Genomic DNA, 17,285 nt, shown 5'->3' with positions numbered 1-17,285 from the left:
CATACTATCGCGCTTTTCAAGCGGCTTGACCAGCCGCCTCGCGCAACCGCTCACGGCGTGGCGCCGACCGCAAGCGCTGCCTTGCGGGGGCGGACATTGGTCAGATACATCGACGCGGTGCCAAACCAGATGGTCTCGAAATCCATCCGGATCGGCAAGGGTGGCATCCCCGGCGCGGCGACCGCGAACCAGGCGCTGCCATGCTTGGCGCGCCGCGTGCTGCCCTCCTCCTTATCGTGCTCGATGCCACCGATCAGGAGTCCCTCGAAATCACAGCGCTCGGCCTTGCCAAAATAGGGCGAACGCGATGATTGCGGCACCAGCTCGGTGCCGACGGTCCGCGCAGTCAGGCGGATCAGCCGGCGCCCGTCATAAAGCCGCACGACGCCGTCGCAGCGGCCGCTCTGCTGCACGCGATGGACGAGCAGCGCCATGGCGCTCAGCGAATCGATGCTCTGGCGCGCGTCCTCCGGCGTCACCGGATCGCGATCGGGCTCACGCGGCGGGGTAAGCGCACGCACGAACGGCTCTTGGTCGGCATAGCTGATCAGGGTCTGCCATTTCTCGCCGCTCCAGAGCCCGAGCGAGTCGTAGCGCTCGGGCACCGCGTCCGCCCCGTCCCAGCGCCCTTCGGCGACAGTCTCGCTCTGGCCATGCACGAAGGCGCTGAACAACCCGGCGGTATGGAAATCGAATTTCACCCGATAGCCGTCGGGGCGCAGATCGAAGCTGGTGCCAAGCGCGCCGGTCTTCAGCCCCGCGGTATAGAAGGCGTAATCGGCGTCCACCGTAGCCTGGGCGGACGTTTGCACCGAGGTTTGCGCCGCCGTCTGGGCGGCGGCGGGCAGGGCTGCGAGGAGCGGCATGGCGGCCGTCGCGAGGCCGATCGTCAGCTTGAACACGCGCGTCATACGCCACGATGTGACGCCGGAACCCGGCTTTGGCAAGACGTCGCCGCGCCGCAAACGCGCCCGCCGCCGCCCCCTCAAGGCACGATGACGATTTTGCCGCGCACCGTGCGCGCCGCCATGTCGGTGAGCGCCGTGGCTGCATCCTCCAGCCGATAGCGGTAAGAAACCAGTGGCTTGAGCTGTCCCGTGGCGATCGCGGCGAGCAGCGAGGCAGTTTCTTCGGCATAGAGGGCGGGCTCGCGGCGCATATGATCCCCCCAAAACACGCCCACCAACGACGCGCCCTTCAGTAACGGAAGATTGAGCGGCAGCGCCGGGATTTTCCCGGCAGCGAAACCGATCACGAGATAGCGCCCGCGCCAGGCGATGGCGCGAAACGCCGGCTCGGCGAAATCGCCGCCGACCGGGTCATAGATCACGTCGGGGCCGGCGCCGGCGCTCGCCCGCGCGATGCCGGCGCGGAGATCCTCGGTGGTATAGTCGATCGTCTCGCTCGCGCCGTATTCGCGGCACAATGCCAGCTTCTCCGCCGAGGACGCCGCGGCGATGACGTCCGCGCCGAGATGGCGGCCGATATCGCAAGCCGCGAGGCCGACACCACCGGCGGCGCCGAGCACCAAAAGCCGCTCGCCGCGCCTGAGCGCCGCGCGGTCGGCGAGCGCGTGCCAGGTGGTGCCATAGGTCAGCAGAAACGCCGCCCCCACCGCATCATCGACATGATCGGGAAGCGCGAAACAGGCGGCCTCGCGGGCGATCACCTCCTCGGCGAAGCCGCCGAGGCTCACGAAAGCGGCGACACGCTCGCCGCGGCGCAGCCGGGTGACACCGGGGCCGGTCTCGAGCACGGTGCCGGAAACCTCGGCGCCAGGGGTGAAGGGCAGCTCGGGCCGCACCTGATATTTGCGCTGGATGATGAGATAGTCGGGAAAATTGACCCCGGCGGCATGCACGCGCAGCCGCACCTCGCCCGGCCCCGGCACCGGTTCGGGGATGTCTTCGAGCCGAAGCCGCTCCGGCCCGCCCCATTCGATGCACCTTATCGCCCGCATCAGGCGCCCTCCCCGCTCCGGTGATAGGTGCAACTCAGCGCCGGCGGCTGACGAAGGGTCTGAAACACCACGCAATACCGCTCAGTGGTCTCAATGAGGCGCGCAAGGGTGCGGTCATCGGCGTCGGTATCGACCTCGAAGCGAAGCGCAATATCCTTGATCCCGACCGGCGCCGCACGGTCGATGCCGAGGGTGCCGCGCGCATCCCAGCTCCCCTCCGCGATCACCCGCGCGGCACGAAACGTGACCCCGCTCGCGATCGCCACCGCCGAGAGGGTAACGCCGGCACAAGCAACCAGAGCTTCGAGCAGCATATCCCCCGAACACGCCTCCGACCCGTCGCCACCGGTCGCGGGATGGAGCCCCGCCTGGATTTCGCCGCCATGCGTTACGACCCGGCAGGCAACCTCGCCCGGAACCAGCCGCGCCTCGGCGCGCGAGGCGCTGCGCGCCGCTTCGGGGTCGAGACGGTAACGCTCCTTGAGCGGCGCCTGGCGGGCGCGCAAGCCAGCTTGGTCCATGATTTCCTCCACCATCGCCGGGGCTTGACGCTCCCGGCGACGCCATTGCGCCCGATCGCGGCCCCACGGTCAACGGGGAAGACGCCCTCGCAAAAAGAGCTAGAAAAAAGTTCTTTTTTTGAAAAAAAGAACCAAAAAAACTTTTGTCTGTTTGCGCTCAACGCCCACCCGTGACGATCGCGGCAACAAACAGTGCCGCGAGAAGATAAAGCGCGAGCGCGAGGAGCGATGAGCCGAGCCGCGGCACACGAGTCGCAGCGGGCAGGCGCTTCTTGCCGCTGAGCATCGGCCGCAGCAGATTTTCCCCGCGGATCACGGCATAGGCAATAATCGCCAGCAGATGAACGATGATCGCGGCAAGCAGGACATCGAAATTCCAGGCATGGAAGGCGGAAACGAGATCGGATGCGGGCTTGCTGAGAAAATGATTGAGGGGGCCAGCGCTATGCGGGTCGGCACGGGCGAAGAGACCGCTCAGCGCCTGCGCGAATAACAGAAAAAGAAGGAACACCACCATCCAACCGCCGGCCGGGTTATGCCCGACACTGTCTGCGCCGATGCCGCGGCGAAACCCGGCGAGATGCGCGAGCGCCGCGCGCGGCGAGGCGAGAAACGTCGCAAAGCGCGCCGTCTCACTGCCGAAAACTCCCCATAAAAGGCGAAAAATCAGCAAACTCAGAGTTATTTCGCCAAGCCGGTAGTGCAGCCACATGAGATCGAGGAACTGGCTCACATAAAGTGCCACGACCAGCGCCACCAACAGCCAGTGAAACAGCCGCACCGGCGCATCCCAGACCCGTATCGAAAGCTTGATGCCACTCATTCGCGTCTCCGCCCCTTCTTGACGCCACCCCACGAGATCGCCATGCCGCGCCGCATGACCGCATGGCGCCCCGCGATCGCGCTGCTTTTTGCCAGCCAATGGCGTGGCTTCGCCATAGGGTTTTTTGCCGCGGCGAGTCTTGCCTGGCTCGGTCGCCGGCTGTTCCGCCCGCTCGCGATCATCGCCGCCGCCGCCGGTCTGATGGCCGGCACGCTCGCGGCGTTCAGCGAAGCGGGGCAAAATCGCGCCCGCCTGGCGATCGCGGTGATCGCGGCGGCGGCGATGGTGCTGGGCGGGGCCGCCGCGCCGGCCGCGAAAAAAAAGCGCGGCCCGCGGCGTTCGCCGCGGCTGTTCCTGCCTCCCGCCGCCTTGCTCGGCCTCGCCCTGCTGGCCGGCGCATGGTGGCTTGGCGGGGCGGGGCGGAGCCTTGGCGCCGTCATCGCCGCCTGGCGCCCCGAATCGCTAATCATGCTCGCCGCCGCGGCGATAGGATGGCCGTTGCTCGCCGGCATCCGCGCCACGCCCCGGCCCGCCCATTGGCCGCTTGCCGCGCTCGCCGCAGCCCTCGCCGCCGCCTTCGTCGCGATCGGGCGCAGCAGCGTCGCCCCGTTTGCGCTCACGCTCGCCGGCGCCGCGCTCGGGACGGGGATCGGCGGCGGCCAAGCCCATCAACGCGAGACCGAAGCCACCGCAATCGGCGTGGCCGCGGGCCTTGCCCTTCTCATCGCGGCCGCTCTTCTCGCCGATGGCCATACGCTCCAGGCGAGGCCGTCCCCGATCTGGGCCACCCCGCTCGCGCCGCTCATGACACTCTGGCTCTACCGGCGCCTCGCGCCCCGGTTTGCCGGCCCACTCGCGCGGCGGCTCGGTGGCGTCGCGCTGGCCAGCCTGCTCGCCCTCGCCCTCATCACCCTGCTCGCGTTCAGCGCCGCGGCGATCGCCGGCCTCCGCTGACCTGTCCCGCCATCGCGCCACCAACGCGATCACGATTGCGACAGATGCGGATTTGCCGCAACATGATCTTCTCATGGTTGAAACCTCTCTCCCGCCCGAGCAGGCGCCGGCATCACGGGGGATTGTGACCCCGCCGCGTCTCATCATCGCAGCACTCATCGTGCTCGGCGCCGGCCTCGGCGCGGCCCTGTTATGGCGTGACCGGCCGCACCAAGGCGCGCCGGCGCCGCTCACCACCCCGCCGGTTGCCCCTTTCCCAGCGCCGTCCCCGCCCGCGCCGCCGGCCGCCGAAACCGCAGCGCCAGCGGCGCCGCGTTTCGACATCGTCCGCGTCACCACGGAAGGCACCGCAGTGATCGCCGGCCGTGCCGCGCCTGGCGCCGATGTCACCATCCTCGAAGACGGCAAGCCCATCGGCCATGTCACCGCTGACGCGGCCGGGGAATTCGTTTTCACCCCAGATGCCGCTTTTCTGCCCGGCCCGCACGCGATCAGTCTCGCGGCGAAAAGCGAGACAGGCGCTGAGACGCATAGCAGCAGCGATGTCCTAGTGGTGGTCGCGGGTCAGGAGCAGCCGGGCGCGCCGGCTGTCCCGCTCGCAACCCTCGCGCCAAACGGGCCGGCCAGCGCCGATATGCCCAAGCGCCTGCAAGCGCCGGCGGCCACGGCGACCGAGACGCCAGCGGCAGGCGTGACCCCGAAGCCGGCACCCGAGATCGAGGTGGTGGATTACGATCAGGCCGGCCATCTCCGCCTCGCCGGCCACGCAACGCCCGGCGATACCGTCAGCCTCGTGATCGACGGCCAGCCCGCCGGCGAGGCGGCGAGCGATCAGGACGGGCATTGGGCGATGGCGCCGGCGCGCGCGGTCACCCCCGGCCATCACCGCCTGACGCTGGTTGCGCGCGGCCCCGACAACGCGGTGACGGGAACGCTGACGCTGCCGTTCCTGCGCGAAAAACTCGCCCCCGGCAGTCTGAAACCCGGGATGGTGGTGGTCCAGCCCGGGCAAAATCTCTGGCGCATCGCGCGCGAGGTCTATGGCAGCGGCATCCGCTACACCATCATCTACGCCGCCAACCGCGCCCATATCCAGCGGCCCGGCATCATCTATCCGGGTCAGACGCTGATCGTGCCGGCGGCACCCGCGGGCGCGGCGCCGGGGCGGAGCCCAGCTTCCTCCAACACGTCGAGATAAGGGGCGAGCGCGATCAGCCGGCGCGTGATCGCGGCGAGCAGATCGGTGATCACCGGCGGCTCGCTGAGGGTGATGATCGAGAGCATCAGGAGGCGATGGTCGGGCGCCAGGATCGCCCGCCATTCCACCGGCAACAACGCCGGCAGGCGCGGAAGGAAGGCAAGGATCAGCGAGCGTTCATGGCTCCCGGCGGCCGCCTGACCGGTACTCGGCACCCGGCCGGCGACCGCTTCGAGTTCGAGCTCACCGCCCGACAGCCGCGCATGCAGCGCGCGGGCGCGCCAGGAGAAGGAAAACGTCGCCCGCTGCTCGGGATGGCGCGGGGCGATATGGCCTTGGCCGTCGATCGTGAACGGACCGAGCTGGAGCGGAGCATCAATCGGCATGCGGTGATTCCTGCTAAAAGTCACTCTCTGTTGACCCTATCTTGCTCCCGATCCATGAAACTTTCATAAACCGCGCGCAGACAACCGCCGCAAGCCTTCCTCTGGTTCGGAATCCGCCCCGGCATGACCCTCGATTCGTTCTTGATGGTTCTCGCCCCACCGCATCCCGCCGCCCGGCCGTTTCTCGCCGGCGGCGCGGTGGCGATCGTGCTCGGGCTCGCGCTCGGTGCCTGGCTGTTCTGGCTCGGCGTCGTCTTCGTGCTGTTTTGCCTCTATTTTTTTCGCGACCCGAACCGTGTCCCGCCGCCGCGCCCGGGCGTCATCCTGGCCCCCGCCGATGGCCGCGTTGTCTCCGTCCAGCCCGCGACCCCGCCGGGCGAACTCGGCCTCGGCCCGGCGCCGCGCTGGCGGGTCGCGATTTTCCTCTCGGTGCTCGATGTCCATGTCAATCGCGTGCCCGCCGCCGGCACCGTCACCCGCATCGCCTATCGACACGGCAAATTCCTCAATGCCAGCCTCGATAAGGCGAGCGACGAAAACGAACGCAATGCCCTTGCGATCCGCCTCCCCGATGGGCGCGAAATCGCCGTCGTGCAGATCGCCGGGCTGATCGCGCGGCGGATTCTTTGCTCGGTGCGTGAGGGCGATGCGGTCAGCGCCGGGGCGCGCTTCGGCATCATCCGTTTCGGCAGCCGCACCGATCTCTATCTCCCCGAGGGGGTACGCCCGCTGATCGCCGAGGGGCAGCGGATGGTGGGCGGCGAAACCGTCATCGCCGAGCTCGGCTGATGGCACGCCCCCCCCTCCCCCGCTTGCGCCGGCGCGCGCGGCCACGCTTTGCCGGGCTTTCGTTTAACCGGCTGATTCCCAATCTGATGACGCTGCTCGGCCTCTGCGCCGGTCTGACCGCGATCCGACTCGGGATCGAGGGGCATTTCGGCGGGGCGGCGAAAGCGATCATCCTCGCGGGCTTCATCGACGGGCTGGACGGGCGTCTCGCGCGCCTCCTCAAAGCGGTGACGCGCTTCGGTGCCGAGTTCGACAGCCTCGCCGATTTTCTCTGCTTCGGCGTCGCCCCGGCCTTCGTGATCTATCTCTGGTCACTCCGCGCCATGCACGGCTACGGCTTCGTCCCGGCGCTGATCTTCGCCGTGTGCATGGCGCTCAGGCTCGCGCGCTTCAACGCCAATCTTGATTCCGTCGCGCCGGCTTACACGTATAATTTCTTCACCGGCGTCCCGGCGCCGGCCGGCGCGCTGCTCGCGTTGCTGCCGCTCTTCATCGGCCTTGAAGCGCGCGACATGGGTTGGGCATGGCTTGACGCTTTGGCCCGGTTTCCGCTGTTCGACGCCGCCGTTCTGGTCTGCACCGCGCTGCTCTTGGTTTCGACGCTGCCGGTCTGGAGTTTTAAGAATTTCAAGGTGCCGACCGCGATGGTGCTGCCGATGCTGCTCGGCACCGGGCTTTATGCCGCGTTCCTGATCGCCGACCCGTGGGCGGGGCTCGCGCTCGCCGGGCTGATCTATCTCGGGATGCTGCCGTTCAGCGCCCGCAGCTTCCGCCAATTGCGGGCCGAGGCCGAGGGGCCGGAGACGGAGCCGGCGACATGACGCAGCACCTGGCTGGGGCGGGAGGATGCGGCGTCTCGCCGAAAGTCTCGGCGAGCGTCTTGACATATACCATGCATATGCCAATCATGGTTGTGATGGAAGGGAGGCTCTCTTGCGCACCGTGTCCGTTTTCCGCAATAATCGCAATCAGGCCATCCGTTTGCCGAAAGATCTCGCGTTTCCGGGAGTGACGGAACTCACCATCGAGAAACGCGGCGACACGATCTTGCTCCGCCCGGTGCGCCCGAGCTGGATCTCATTTCCGACCGCCCCCCTTGCCGACGCGGATTTCCTGCGTGACCGCACGGAAGTGATCGAGGAAGGGCGTGTTTCCTTCAACGAGGATGACCCGGGTCGGTGACCACGTTCTATATGCTCGACACCAACATCTGCTCTTTCATCATGCGCGAACGCCCGGCCAGCGTGCTGCAGCGGTTGCAGGACGCCGTGGAGGCGCAAAACAGTATCGTAATCTCGGTTATCACCTATTACGAGATGCTGTTGGGTACTATCGGCAGGACGGCGTCGCCGCGTCGCGCGGCATTGGTTGAGGCTTTTGTCGCTCGCCTGTCCGCCATCCTCCCCTGGGAACGCACCGCCGCGGAGGAAGCCACGCGTCTCCGGCAGCGCTTGGCGTCTCAGGGCATGCCCATCGGCAGCAACGACACCATGATCGCCGGGCATGCCCTGGCCGCCGGCTGCGTGCTGGTCACCAACAATTTTCGCGAATTTTCTCGCGTGGCGGGGTTATCAGTGGAGGATTGGGCGGGGGGGCAAGGCAGATGAACTCGACCGCTTCTTTGCTCTCCGTGGCCGGCGCCGGCGGCATCGTTGGGTCTCTTGTGACCAGCATGCTGCAATCCTGGCTATCGCGTCGGGCGGCTTTGGACGAGCGAAAATTCAGGGAGAAAAAAGAAGCCTACGCAGGATTGCTCAATGCAATCTACCAGGTCAACAGCGAACATTCGCCGGCCAATATCAAGGAAGCCAATTACTGGCGCGCTCGCCGCGAGCTCGTAGGATCGGAACAAGTCAGGTCAATGAGAGGGCGTCTGTTTGCCCTGGCGGATGGAACTCAGAACCCTGAACTTACCATCGCGGAAGCCGCTATGTTGGCCGCCATGAGCGCCGATTTGGGCTTTGCCGGCCCGGAGGGAGATTGAACATGCTTCGGTCCCATTGGCTGGGGCGGGAGGATTCGAACCTCCGCATGGCGGAATCAAAATCCGCTGCCTTACCGCTTGGCTACGCCCCATCGCTGCTGCGCGTGCCTCTGATACCGATCCCGATGCCCGCGGTCCAGCCCGCATTCTCGTGACACTTTTCCCGCTCAGGAAAAACCCATGACGCAGCGATTCCTCGTCACCGGCGGCGCCGGCTATGTCGGAAGCCACCTCGTCGCGGCCTTGATCGCGGAAGGCGCCGATGTGGTGGTGATCGACGATCTCCGCCAGGGCCATCGCGTCGCGATCACCGCGCCGGCCGAATTGATCGTCGGCGATCTCGCCGATCCGGCGGCGCGCGCGGCGGCCTTCGCGCGCGGCCCCTTCGCTGCCATCTTCCATTTCGCGGCGCTTTCCTTGGTCGGCGAAAGCATGGCCGATCCGCTGCGCTATTTCCGCGAGAATGTCGGCAATGGGATCGCCTTGATCGGGGATGCGATCGGCCATGGCGTCAACCGCTTCGTGCTCTCCTCGACCGCCAATCTGTTCGGCGGCGACGTCGAAATCCCGATCACCGAGCAGGCGGCGCTGTTGCCGTCCTCCCCCTATGGCGAAAGCAAATTCATGCTCGAGCGGGTGCTTGCCTGGGCCGATCGGGTGCATGGCTTGAAAAGCGCCTGTCTGCGCTATTTCAACGCCGCCGGCGCCGACCCCAGCGGCCGGCTCGGCGAAGACCATGACCCTGAGACCCATCTGATCCCGCGCGCGATCGATGCCGCGCTCGGCCGGGCGCCGGAGCTGGTGGTGTTCGGCACCGACCACCCTACGCCGGATGGCACCTGTGTGCGCGACTACATCCACGTGACCGACCTGGCCAGCGCTCATCTCGCGGCGCTCGCCCGGCTCGATCACGGCTCTGTTGCCTATAATCTCGGCAATGGCGCCGGCCATTCGGTACGCGAAGTCATCGCCATGGTGGAAGCGGTCAGCGGCCGGCGCGTGCCCCATCGCTTCGGGCCGCCGCGCGCCGGCGACCCGCCGACCCTGGTCGCCTCTTCCGCCCGCATCCAGGAAGAGACTGGCTGGCGGCCGCGTTTTCCGGAACTCCGCGACATCGTGCGCACCGCTTACGCGTGGCGGCTCGCGCACCCGGACGGCTACCGCTAACCAGACAGAAGTTTTTTGGTTCTTTTTTTCAAAAAAGAACCGCTTACTTCCCCTCGAACACCGGCGCGCGCCGGGCTGCCATCGCCGCCACGCCTTCGCGAAAATCCGCTGTCCTGCGCTGCCATTCCTGCTCGACGAGTTCGCGCTCGGTCGCCGCTTCGATCGCGTCGATGAGGCCGCGGCGCAGCGTCTCGCGCGTGGAGGCCACGGCGAGCGGTGCGGAAATCGCAATCTCCTCCGCGAGCGCAAGCGCCGCCGCACGCAGTTCGGCCTGCGGCACGAGCAGATCCGCAAGCCCGATCGCGGCCGCCTCCTCGCCGGGAATGCGGCGGCCGGTATAGAACATCAGCGCCGCACGCTGAGCACCGACGAGACGCGGCAGCGTCGCGGTGAGGCCGAAGCCGGGATGAAAGCCGAGCCGGGTGAAATTGGCGCAAAACCGTGCCTCGGGGCAGGCGATCCGAAAATCCGCGACCAAAGCGAGGCCGAGCCCGCCGCCCACCGCCGCGCCTTGGATCGTCGCGATGATCGGCTTTCGCGTGCGAAACAGCCGAATCGCCTCTTTGTAGAGATGCTTGGCGCCGCCCTCCTCCGCGAGGCCGGTTGCCGGGCGGCCGGCGAAATCGGCGCCAGCGCAGAAATTCTTACCAGCGGCGGCGAGCACGATGGCGCGGCAGGCGGAATCGGCATCGAACGCCTCGAAGCTCGCGCCGATATCGGCGATCAGCGTGTTGTCGAAGAAATTATTGGGCGGGCGGCGGATTTCGACGATGCCAACCCGCCCCTCAAGCCAAGCCCCGACATCGCCACGCACTACCTCGTTCATCGTGTTCTGCTTTCCTCGCTCAAGCGCTTGCCGCCGAGATAGGCGGCGCGCACATCCTCGTTATTCCATAACGCATCCGGTTTGCCGGCAACGACCAGCCGCCCGGTTTCCAGCACATAACCGCGATCGGCGATCGCGAGTGCGATGCGGGCATTTTGCTCAACAAGCAAAACCGTCGTTCCGCTCTCGCGAATACGGGCGATGATGCGAAACACCTGCTGCACGATCAGCGGCGCGAGACCGAGCGAGGGCTCATCGAGCAGCAGAAGTCGCGGCCGCGCCATCAAGCCTCGCGCCAGGGCCACCATCTGCTGCTGGCCGCCAGAGAGCATCCAGCCGAGCGTGTCGGCAAAGCGCACGAGATCGGGAAACAACGCGAACATCTCTTCCGCGTCGCGGGCGCGCGCCGCACGCGAGCTGCGGCGGTTGGAGGCACCGAGCAGGATGTTTTCGCGCACCGTGAGGCCAGGAAAAACCCGCCTTCCTTCTGGCACGTGCGCGATGCCGAGCCGCACCACGCGCTCGGCAGGCAGTCCCGAAATCGGCTGACCGGCAAAGCGGATTTCGCCACCCGTCGGAGAGAGAAGCCCCGAGATACAGCGAAGCGTGGTCGATTTTCCAGCGCCATTGGCGCCGAGCAAGGTGACGATCTCGCCTTCCGCGACGGCGAGATCGAGTCCGGATAGCGCCGTGACCGCACCGTAAGCAGCGGTGAGACCAGAAAGCTCAAGCAGCGGCATCTTCAGCCACCTCCCCGAGATAGGCGGCGACGACATCAGGATGGCGCAGCACTTCCAAAGGTGTGCCATCGGCGATGCGGCGGCCGAAATTGAGCACGCTGATGCGATCGGACACTTGTTCGACGAGATCCATATCGTGTTCGATCAGGAGAATGGTCAAACCGTGGCCGCGCAAACGGCGCAGCAGCGCGACGAGATTTTGCTTCTCCGTGAGGTTGAGGCCGGCCGCCGGCTCATCGAGTAACAGCAGGCTCGGGTTGGCGGCGAGCGCACGCGCGATTTCGACGAGACGCTGATGGCCATAGGGAAGGCTCGCGACCTGATCATGCGCGCGCGCCGCCATCCCGACGAAATCGAGCGCCGCCATCGCGCGCTCGCGCCGCGCGGCGGTATCGAGCCCGCTCCCGGCCCGGAAGCTTCCGATCAGCACATTCTCGAAAGATGTCAGTGAGTGAAACAGCCGAATATTCTGAAATGTCCGGCCGATGCCGGCAGCGGCGAGGAGATGCGGCGCAAGCCCCGTGACATCGCGCCCGCCAAGACGGATCCTTCCCGCGGTTGGGCGATAGATGCCAGAGAGCAGGTTCAGCGTCGTCGTCTTGCCAGAACCATTGGGGCCGATCAGGGCATGAACGGAGCCGCCGATGATCGCAAGGTCGACGGCATCAACCGCGCGAAGTCCGCCAAAATGCTTGGAAAGATCGGAAACTTCCAAAATCGGCGCGCCCGCGCCAGTATCGGCGCCGAGCGTGAGTGGCGCGAACTCCCCGCGCGGCAAATCCGGTGCGCGGCGGACAAGACGCGCGAAATAGCCGAAGATCCCTTGTGGCATGAAGACCATGATCAGGATGACGGCAAGGCCATAAACCGCGAGGTAGAATTGCTTGAGGAAGCGCAGCCACTCGGGGAGAAGAATGAGAAGGGCTGTGCCGATCACCGCGCCGATCGCGGCGTCCACCCCGCCAAGCAGCGCCATGGTGAGCAAAACCACCGAATCATCGAACGCGAATTGATCCGGGCTGATATAGCGAAACGCGCCGGCAAAGAGGCCGCCGCCGATCCCGCCGAGACAGGCGCTGGCGGCAAATGCGATGATTTTGATGCGGTACGTATCAATCCCGGCGACACCGGCGGCGAGTTCATTGTCGCGTACCGCCTGCATGGAGAGCCCGAGCCGGCTCGATTTCAGCCAAGCGACCAGCCCCGCGGTCACGAACAGGCAGAAAAGGCAAAGCGCGAGATAATGCTGCGATTGATCGAGGGCGAGAAAGCCGAGATGCGGCCTTGGGATATTCGAAATGCCGTCCGGCCCGTGGCTGACCCCGATCCAGTTGGTCAAAACCAGGGTGAGGATTTCCTGAAAGCTGATCGTCACCATGGCGAGGTAATGGCCGCCGAGCTTCAGCGTCGAGCCGCCGAGCACGATCCCAAAACCGAGCGCGACCACGGCGCCAAACAGCAGGGCGGCGAAAAACGCCAGCCCAAGCGTCGTCGTGCCGATCGCGACGGCGTAGGCGCCGATGCCGAAAAACGCCGCCTGCGCGATGTTGATCTGCCCGGTATAGCCGAGCACCACCGTCATGCCGAGCACCGCGATGGCATAGGTGCTCGCCTGCATCAGCAGATTCATCAGATAGCCGTTGATCGGCAAGAGAAGCGCGCAGCCCATCGCGATGACGAGAGCGATGAGCCAAAGCAGAATGTTGGTGACGCTCTTCATACCGTTCGCCTCATGCTTTCTGGGCGATTTTTTCGCCGAAAATCCCCTGCGGCCTAATCAGCAGGAAGGCGAACAGCAGGACGAACGCGAAAGCGTCCTTGTAGGGGACCGAGATATAGAAGGCCCCCAGCGTCTCGGCGACGCCGATCAACAACCCGCCGACGATCGCCCCCGGAACATCGCCGAAACCACCGATGATCGAGGCGGCAAACGCCTTGAGCGCGATCTGCGCACCGAGCCCGACCGAGACGAAGAGGATCGGCGCGACCAAAATGCCGGCGATGCCGCCGAGCACCGCCGAGTAGGTGAAGGTGAGCATGATCATGCCGGTGACGTTGATGCCGAGCAGGCTCGCCATCTCCTTGTCCTGCGACACCGCCTGCATCTTCTTGCCGATCATGGTGTGCTCGAAAAACACGTATTGCAGGAGGACGAGCGCCAGGGTGGTCGCAATGATGACGAGATATTGCGCGTCAAGAAACACCGCGCCGAAACTGATCCCGGGATAATCGGTCATGCCGGGAAGCGTCGTCGGCTCCGGGCCATAGATCGCGAGCACGAGATTGGTGATCAGGATCGAGGCGCCGATGGTCGAGATCACCACCGGCAGGAACGAACGATGGCGGAGCGGATAATAGACCCCGAGATTGAAGATCGCGCCGAAGAGCGCCATCACCACCAGGCTGATGATGATCCCGAGCCAATAGGGCAGGCCGAGATCGACGGTGGTGATCACCATGCAATAGCCGCCGAGCATGGCGAACTGGCCTTGCGCGAAATTGACGACGTTGGTTGCGCGATAAATCAACACGAAGCCGAGGGCGACCAGCGCGTAGACGGCGCCGATGCCAAGGCCGGTAAACAGCAATTGCAGGATGATCGCCATGACGTTTTGCGCTGACGAAATGCGTTATGGTGCCGGGAAATCGACGCGCTTGACGAAGACCAGCTTGCCGTTTTTGTTCTGAACAACGTTATAGCCGTGCAATCCGTCGCCGTTGGCATCGAAATCATAAGTGCCCTCCGTGCCCTTGTAGCCGCGGATGGCGAGGATCGCGGTGCGGAAAGCGGCAGGGTCGGTGGATTTCGCGGCGGTCATGGCGAGTGCTGCGATCTTGATCGCGTCATAGGTCCAGGCCGAGAATTGATCGGCCGGCGCCTTGTGCAATTTCTGATAGGCCTCGGCATAGGTTTTGGCTTCGGGGCTGGAATCGGCATTGAAATCGGCAACACCATAGGTGCCATAAAGCGCGGGTCCGGCGAGATGCAGCGCCGCGGTATCGGTGATCGAGGGCGAGCCGACCCAGGGGCTGCGAACCCCGAGCTGGCGCAATTGGCGCGCGAAAATCGCGAGATCCTGCTCGAAGGTGAAATAGCTCCCGATCACCTCCGCCCCCGATCCCTTGACCGCGAGCACGACCGGGGTGAAATCCGGCGTTTGATTGGCATAGCCTTGCGCCGTCACGACGCTCGCGCCAAGCGCCTGCAATTCGGCGGTGAGCAGCCGCGCGCCGCTCGAACCGAAGGCATCGGTCGAGGTCACCAGCGCCCATTTCTTGAGATTAAGCGTCTGCACCCCGAACGCCGCGATCACCTTAGCGGAATAGGTGTCATTGGGCCGACAGCGGAACAGCCACGGATCGCCGGTATGGGTGAGATTGGGATCGGTGCCACCGAAAAACACCGGCTTGGCCACCCGCCGCACGTCAGGGTCCATCGCGTGCACCTGCGTCGAACGGATGGAGCCGAGAAAGGCGACGATCGCGGAATCGTTGGCGAGCCGGTTGAAGGCGGAAACGACGCCGGGATTGGTGGTTTGGTCATCCTCGATGACGAGCTTCAGCGGCCGGCCGAGCACGCCGCCCGCGGCATTGACCTCGGCGACCGCCATCTCTGCGCCCCATTCGGCATAGCGCCCGGATTCCGCGGCAGCGCCGGTGAGCGGCGTCACCATGCCGATTTCGATCGGCGCCGCATCGTCGGCGCGCGCCGGGGCGGCAGCGTTGACGCCTGCGAGCAGCGCCACGATAGCGGCAAAGTGCCCGGCCATCGGCCGCCAGCGTGCCCCCCTCACCCTCACGCCGCCCGCCCGCGTTTCGTCTTGCATCGCCGCCATGGTTTCCTCCTTCGACTGAGCCGCCGCGCGCAACCCCTCTCGCGGCACGGCGGTTTTTCCTTTGGTCGCTGTTATCCCCCGCGCCGGCAAGGCTGGCAAGCCATTCCTGCCCGCCCGCGGCGCCGAGAAGCTCCCGCCTGCCGGCAAACCCTTGCGGCCAGGCGTGCGGCGCGCAAAGCTTGCAAGACGTCGCAACCGCGGCGTCATAACCGAAGGGAGGTAGGGATGGACGAAATCCCGCGCACGCGTGAACTCTCGCCAGCGGATGGCCCGCCGCGCGGCGCGGAAGCGGTGCCGGATGCGCGCGGGCTCAATCTCTACCGCGCCGACCCGATGCTCGCGCGGCTGATGACGCTCCATCTCCCGCCCGCGCTTTGCGCTCACCTCACGCCTTATTGTGACCGTCTCGGGGCGCTCGCCGGCGGCCGGCTCGATACGCTCGCGGCCGACGCCGATCGCCTTCCGCCGCGCTTACTTGCGCGCACACGCACCGGCGAGGATCGCCAAAGCATAGAAAAACACCCGAGCTATCGCGAGATGGAGCGGCTCGCCTTTGGCGAATTCGGCCTCGCCGCTCTCTCTCATCGCGCCGGCGTTTTCGGCTGGCCGACGCCGCTGCCGGCGGCGGCGAAATATGTGCTGACCTATCTCTTTGCGCAGGCCGAGTTCGGCCTTTTGTGCCCGGTCAGCATGACCGACAGCCTAACCCGCACCCTGCGTAAATTCGGCGATCCTGCCTTGGTCGAGCAGTATCTGCCGCGATTGCTGAGCCAGGATCTGGAAACCCTCGCGCAGGGCGCGATGTTCATGACGGAGCAGGGTGCGGGCTCGGATGTCGGCGCGACGGCGGTGCGCGCGGTTGCGAAAAACGATGGCTCGTGGCGGCTGTTCGGTGACAAATGGTTCTGTTCGAACGCCGATGCGGCGCTGGCGATGGTGCTCGCGCGGCCGGAGGGGGCGGCGGCGGGAACCAAGGGGCTGTCGCTCTTTCTCCTCCCCCGCGAGCGCCCTGATGGCACCCCCAACGCCTATCGCATCGTGCGGTTGAAAGACAAGCTCGGCACACGCGATATGGCGAGCGGTGAAATCCGCCTCGAAGGGGCGGAGGCGTTTCTGGTCGGCGAGCCCGGCGCCGGATTCCGCCAGATGACCGACATGATCAACAATTCTCGCCTCTCGAACGGCGTGCGCGCCGCCGGCATGATGCGCCGGGCGGTGACCGAGGCCCTCTTCCTCGCCCATCACCGCCGCGCCTTCGGCCGCCGCCTGATCGAACTTCCCCTGATGCGGCGCCAGCTTTTGAAGATTCTTCTGCCCACGGAACAAGCCCGCAGCATGATGTTCACGACAGCATCGGCGCTTTCGCGCGCCGATGCTGGCGACCAGGAAGCCTATGCCCTGCTCCGCATCCTGACGCCGCTGATCAAATTCCGCGCCTGCCGCGATGCGCGGCGGGTGACAGGGGACGCGATGGAGGTGCGCGGCGGCGCCGGCTATATCGAGGAATGGCCAGAGCCGCGGCTGGTGCGCGATGCCCATCTCGGCTCGATCTGGGAGGGCACCAGCAATATCGTCGCGCTTGACGTCATGCGCGCGGCGCGGCGCGAGGGCGCCCTCATCGCCTTGCAAAACCATATTCGGGCGGAGGTCGCGGGGTCGGGCATGACCGCGCTTCTCGCGCCGCTCGCCGGCGCGATCCGCCTCGCCGAGCGGGCCATGGCGCCAGACGGCACCCATCTCGCGCGAAGCGCCGCAACCGCGCTCTATCACGTCACCACCGCCAGTGCCTTCGCCGCCGAGGCCGCAGCCCTCGGCGACGCCTCGCGCCAGACCCTCGCCGACCTCGTGCTCCGCCATCACCTGTTGCCCCGAGATCCGCTCGCGGCCGCCGAGGAGGATACTGAAACCGCCGCGATGGCGGTGCTGCTGCCCAACCCGGCCGCGGTTGCGGCGGCGTTTTCGTGATTGTGCAGCGCAAGAGAATCACGAATTTTTTATACAAGGAATGCCTGTAAGCGCTTGAAATCTTAATCGTTGGTAAAATTAATGAGATAAATACCAGAGATAGGGGTTGCGTCTCATAGATTGCCCGTGTAGGGCG

19 protein-coding genes and 1 tRNA gene are annotated in these 17,285 nt (G+C 66.0%); 9 read left to right on the top strand and 11 right to left on the bottom strand.

The window, feature by feature from the left end:
- Positions 1 to 50: 50 nt before the first annotated feature.
- The 4 genes from ACP5M5_RS07335 to ACP5M5_RS07320 all read right to left on the bottom strand — a co-directional run bounded on the left by ACP5M5_RS07335 (position 51) and on the right by ACP5M5_RS07320 (position 3,304).
- Positions 51 to 902, bottom strand: a complete 852-nt coding sequence (locus ACP5M5_RS07335; RefSeq protein WP_427936483.1) for a DUF3108 domain-containing protein — start codon at positions 900 to 902, stop codon at positions 51 to 53.
- Between the two features lie 83 nt (positions 903 to 985).
- Positions 986 to 1,960 carry an NADPH:quinone oxidoreductase family protein gene (locus tag ACP5M5_RS07330; protein WP_427936482.1) on the bottom strand — a complete coding sequence of 325 codons (975 nt, stop codon included), beginning with the start codon at positions 1,958 to 1,960 and terminating at the stop codon, positions 986 to 988.
- A complete protein-coding gene (locus tag ACP5M5_RS07325; RefSeq protein WP_114913709.1) occupies positions 1,960 to 2,481 on the bottom strand; it encodes an OsmC family protein in 522 nt (173 codons plus the stop codon). Before ACP5M5_RS07325 ends, ACP5M5_RS07330 begins: the two co-directional genes overlap by 1 nt.
- A 157-nt stretch (positions 2,482 to 2,638) precedes the next feature.
- Complete coding sequence (locus ACP5M5_RS07320; RefSeq protein WP_427936481.1) at positions 2,639 to 3,304, bottom strand: cytochrome b/b6 domain-containing protein; 666 nt, start codon at positions 3,302 to 3,304, stop codon at positions 2,639 to 2,641.
- 42 nt (positions 3,305 to 3,346) lie between these two features.
- Between ACP5M5_RS07320 and ACP5M5_RS07315 the strand changes: the two genes are divergently transcribed.
- Both ACP5M5_RS07315 and ACP5M5_RS07310 read left to right on the top strand, forming a co-directional pair.
- Positions 3,347 to 4,258: a hypothetical protein gene (locus ACP5M5_RS07315; RefSeq protein WP_427936480.1), complete on the top strand. Its 912-nt coding sequence runs from the start codon at positions 3,347 to 3,349 to the stop codon at positions 4,256 to 4,258.
- Between the two features lie 73 nt (positions 4,259 to 4,331).
- Positions 4,332 to 5,456 (top strand): Ig-like domain-containing protein, encoded by a 1,125-nt coding sequence (locus ACP5M5_RS07310; RefSeq protein ID WP_427936479.1) that lies wholly within the window; start codon positions 4,332 to 4,334, stop codon positions 5,454 to 5,456.
- On the opposite strand, the gene ACP5M5_RS07305 is transcribed toward ACP5M5_RS07310, so the two are convergent.
- Complete coding sequence (locus ACP5M5_RS07305) at positions 5,378 to 5,842, bottom strand: hypothetical protein (RefSeq protein ID WP_427936478.1); 465 nt, start codon at positions 5,840 to 5,842, stop codon at positions 5,378 to 5,380. The genes ACP5M5_RS07310 and ACP5M5_RS07305 overlap by 79 nt on opposite strands.
- 123 nt (positions 5,843 to 5,965) lie before the next feature.
- Between ACP5M5_RS07305 and ACP5M5_RS07300 the strand changes: the two genes are divergently transcribed.
- From ACP5M5_RS07300 to ACP5M5_RS07280, 5 genes are read left to right on the top strand one after another with little or no spacing between them, the layout of a single operon-like run.
- Entirely contained in the window at positions 5,966 to 6,631 is a 666-nt protein-coding gene (locus ACP5M5_RS07300; protein WP_427936477.1) for a phosphatidylserine decarboxylase, read from the top strand.
- A complete protein-coding gene (locus ACP5M5_RS07295; RefSeq protein WP_427936476.1) occupies positions 6,631 to 7,452 on the top strand; it encodes a CDP-alcohol phosphatidyltransferase family protein in 822 nt (273 codons plus the stop codon). Before ACP5M5_RS07300 ends, ACP5M5_RS07295 begins: the two co-directional genes overlap by 1 nt.
- A gap of 25 nt (positions 7,453 to 7,477) precedes the next feature.
- A complete protein-coding gene (gene vapB, locus ACP5M5_RS07290) occupies positions 7,478 to 7,813 on the top strand; it encodes a type II toxin-antitoxin system VapB family antitoxin (RefSeq protein WP_427936475.1) in 336 nt (111 codons plus the stop codon).
- Positions 7,810 to 8,238, top strand: coding sequence for a type II toxin-antitoxin system VapC family toxin (locus tag ACP5M5_RS07285; RefSeq protein ID WP_427936474.1), 429 nt, complete (start codon positions 7,810 to 7,812; stop codon positions 8,236 to 8,238). Before vapB ends, ACP5M5_RS07285 begins: the two co-directional genes overlap by 4 nt.
- On the top strand, positions 8,235 to 8,615 hold the full coding sequence (locus tag ACP5M5_RS07280) for a hypothetical protein (protein WP_427936473.1): 381 nt from the start codon (positions 8,235 to 8,237) through the stop codon (positions 8,613 to 8,615). The genes ACP5M5_RS07285 and ACP5M5_RS07280 overlap by 4 nt, the downstream gene beginning before the upstream one ends.
- A gap of 17 nt (positions 8,616 to 8,632) precedes the next feature.
- Here the strand turns inward: ACP5M5_RS07280 and ACP5M5_RS07275 are convergent.
- A tRNA-Gln gene (locus tag ACP5M5_RS07275) sits at positions 8,633 to 8,707 on the bottom strand.
- An 88-nt stretch (positions 8,708 to 8,795) separates the two neighbouring features.
- Here ACP5M5_RS07275 and galE point away from each other — a divergent pair.
- On the top strand, positions 8,796 to 9,782 hold the full coding sequence (gene galE / locus ACP5M5_RS07270) for a UDP-glucose 4-epimerase GalE (RefSeq protein ID WP_427936472.1): 987 nt from the start codon (positions 8,796 to 8,798) through the stop codon (positions 9,780 to 9,782).
- Between the two features lie 43 nt (positions 9,783 to 9,825).
- Here galE and ACP5M5_RS07265 read toward each other — a convergent pair whose 3' ends face one another.
- The 5 genes from ACP5M5_RS07265 to ACP5M5_RS07245 are packed head-to-tail and all read right to left on the bottom strand — an operon-like array spanning position 9,826 to position 15,184.
- Complete coding sequence (locus ACP5M5_RS07265; RefSeq protein WP_427936471.1) at positions 9,826 to 10,608, bottom strand: enoyl-CoA hydratase/isomerase family protein; 783 nt, start codon at positions 10,606 to 10,608, stop codon at positions 9,826 to 9,828.
- Complete coding sequence (locus ACP5M5_RS07260) at positions 10,605 to 11,348, bottom strand: ABC transporter ATP-binding protein (RefSeq protein WP_427936470.1); 744 nt, start codon at positions 11,346 to 11,348, stop codon at positions 10,605 to 10,607. The genes ACP5M5_RS07265 and ACP5M5_RS07260 overlap by 4 nt, the downstream gene beginning before the upstream one ends.
- Positions 11,335 to 13,068: an ABC transporter permease subunit gene (locus tag ACP5M5_RS07255; protein WP_427936469.1), complete on the bottom strand. Its 1,734-nt coding sequence runs from the start codon at positions 13,066 to 13,068 to the stop codon at positions 11,335 to 11,337. Before ACP5M5_RS07255 ends, ACP5M5_RS07260 begins: the two co-directional genes overlap by 14 nt.
- A 10-nt stretch (positions 13,069 to 13,078) precedes the next feature.
- Complete coding sequence (locus ACP5M5_RS07250) at positions 13,079 to 13,954, bottom strand: branched-chain amino acid ABC transporter permease (protein ID WP_274965047.1); 876 nt, start codon at positions 13,952 to 13,954, stop codon at positions 13,079 to 13,081.
- A 24-nt stretch (positions 13,955 to 13,978) separates the two neighbouring features.
- Positions 13,979 to 15,184: an ABC transporter substrate-binding protein gene (locus tag ACP5M5_RS07245; RefSeq protein ID WP_427936468.1), complete on the bottom strand. Its 1,206-nt coding sequence runs from the start codon at positions 15,182 to 15,184 to the stop codon at positions 13,979 to 13,981.
- Between the two features lie 225 nt (positions 15,185 to 15,409).
- Here ACP5M5_RS07245 and ACP5M5_RS07240 point away from each other — a divergent pair, with 225 nt between their 5' ends.
- Entirely contained in the window at positions 15,410 to 17,149 is a 1,740-nt protein-coding gene (locus ACP5M5_RS07240) for an acyl-CoA dehydrogenase family protein (protein WP_427936467.1), read from the top strand.
- Positions 17,150 to 17,285 lie beyond the last annotated feature (136 nt).

It is taken from the genome of Acidibrevibacterium sp., from assembly GCF_049965395.1.
Classification (GTDB): Bacteria; Pseudomonadota; Alphaproteobacteria; order Acetobacterales; family Acetobacteraceae; genus Acidibrevibacterium; species Acidibrevibacterium fodinaquatile.
The sequence above is the reverse complement of the archived record's forward strand: the minus strand, read 5'-3'. Positions and strand labels throughout refer to the sequence as shown.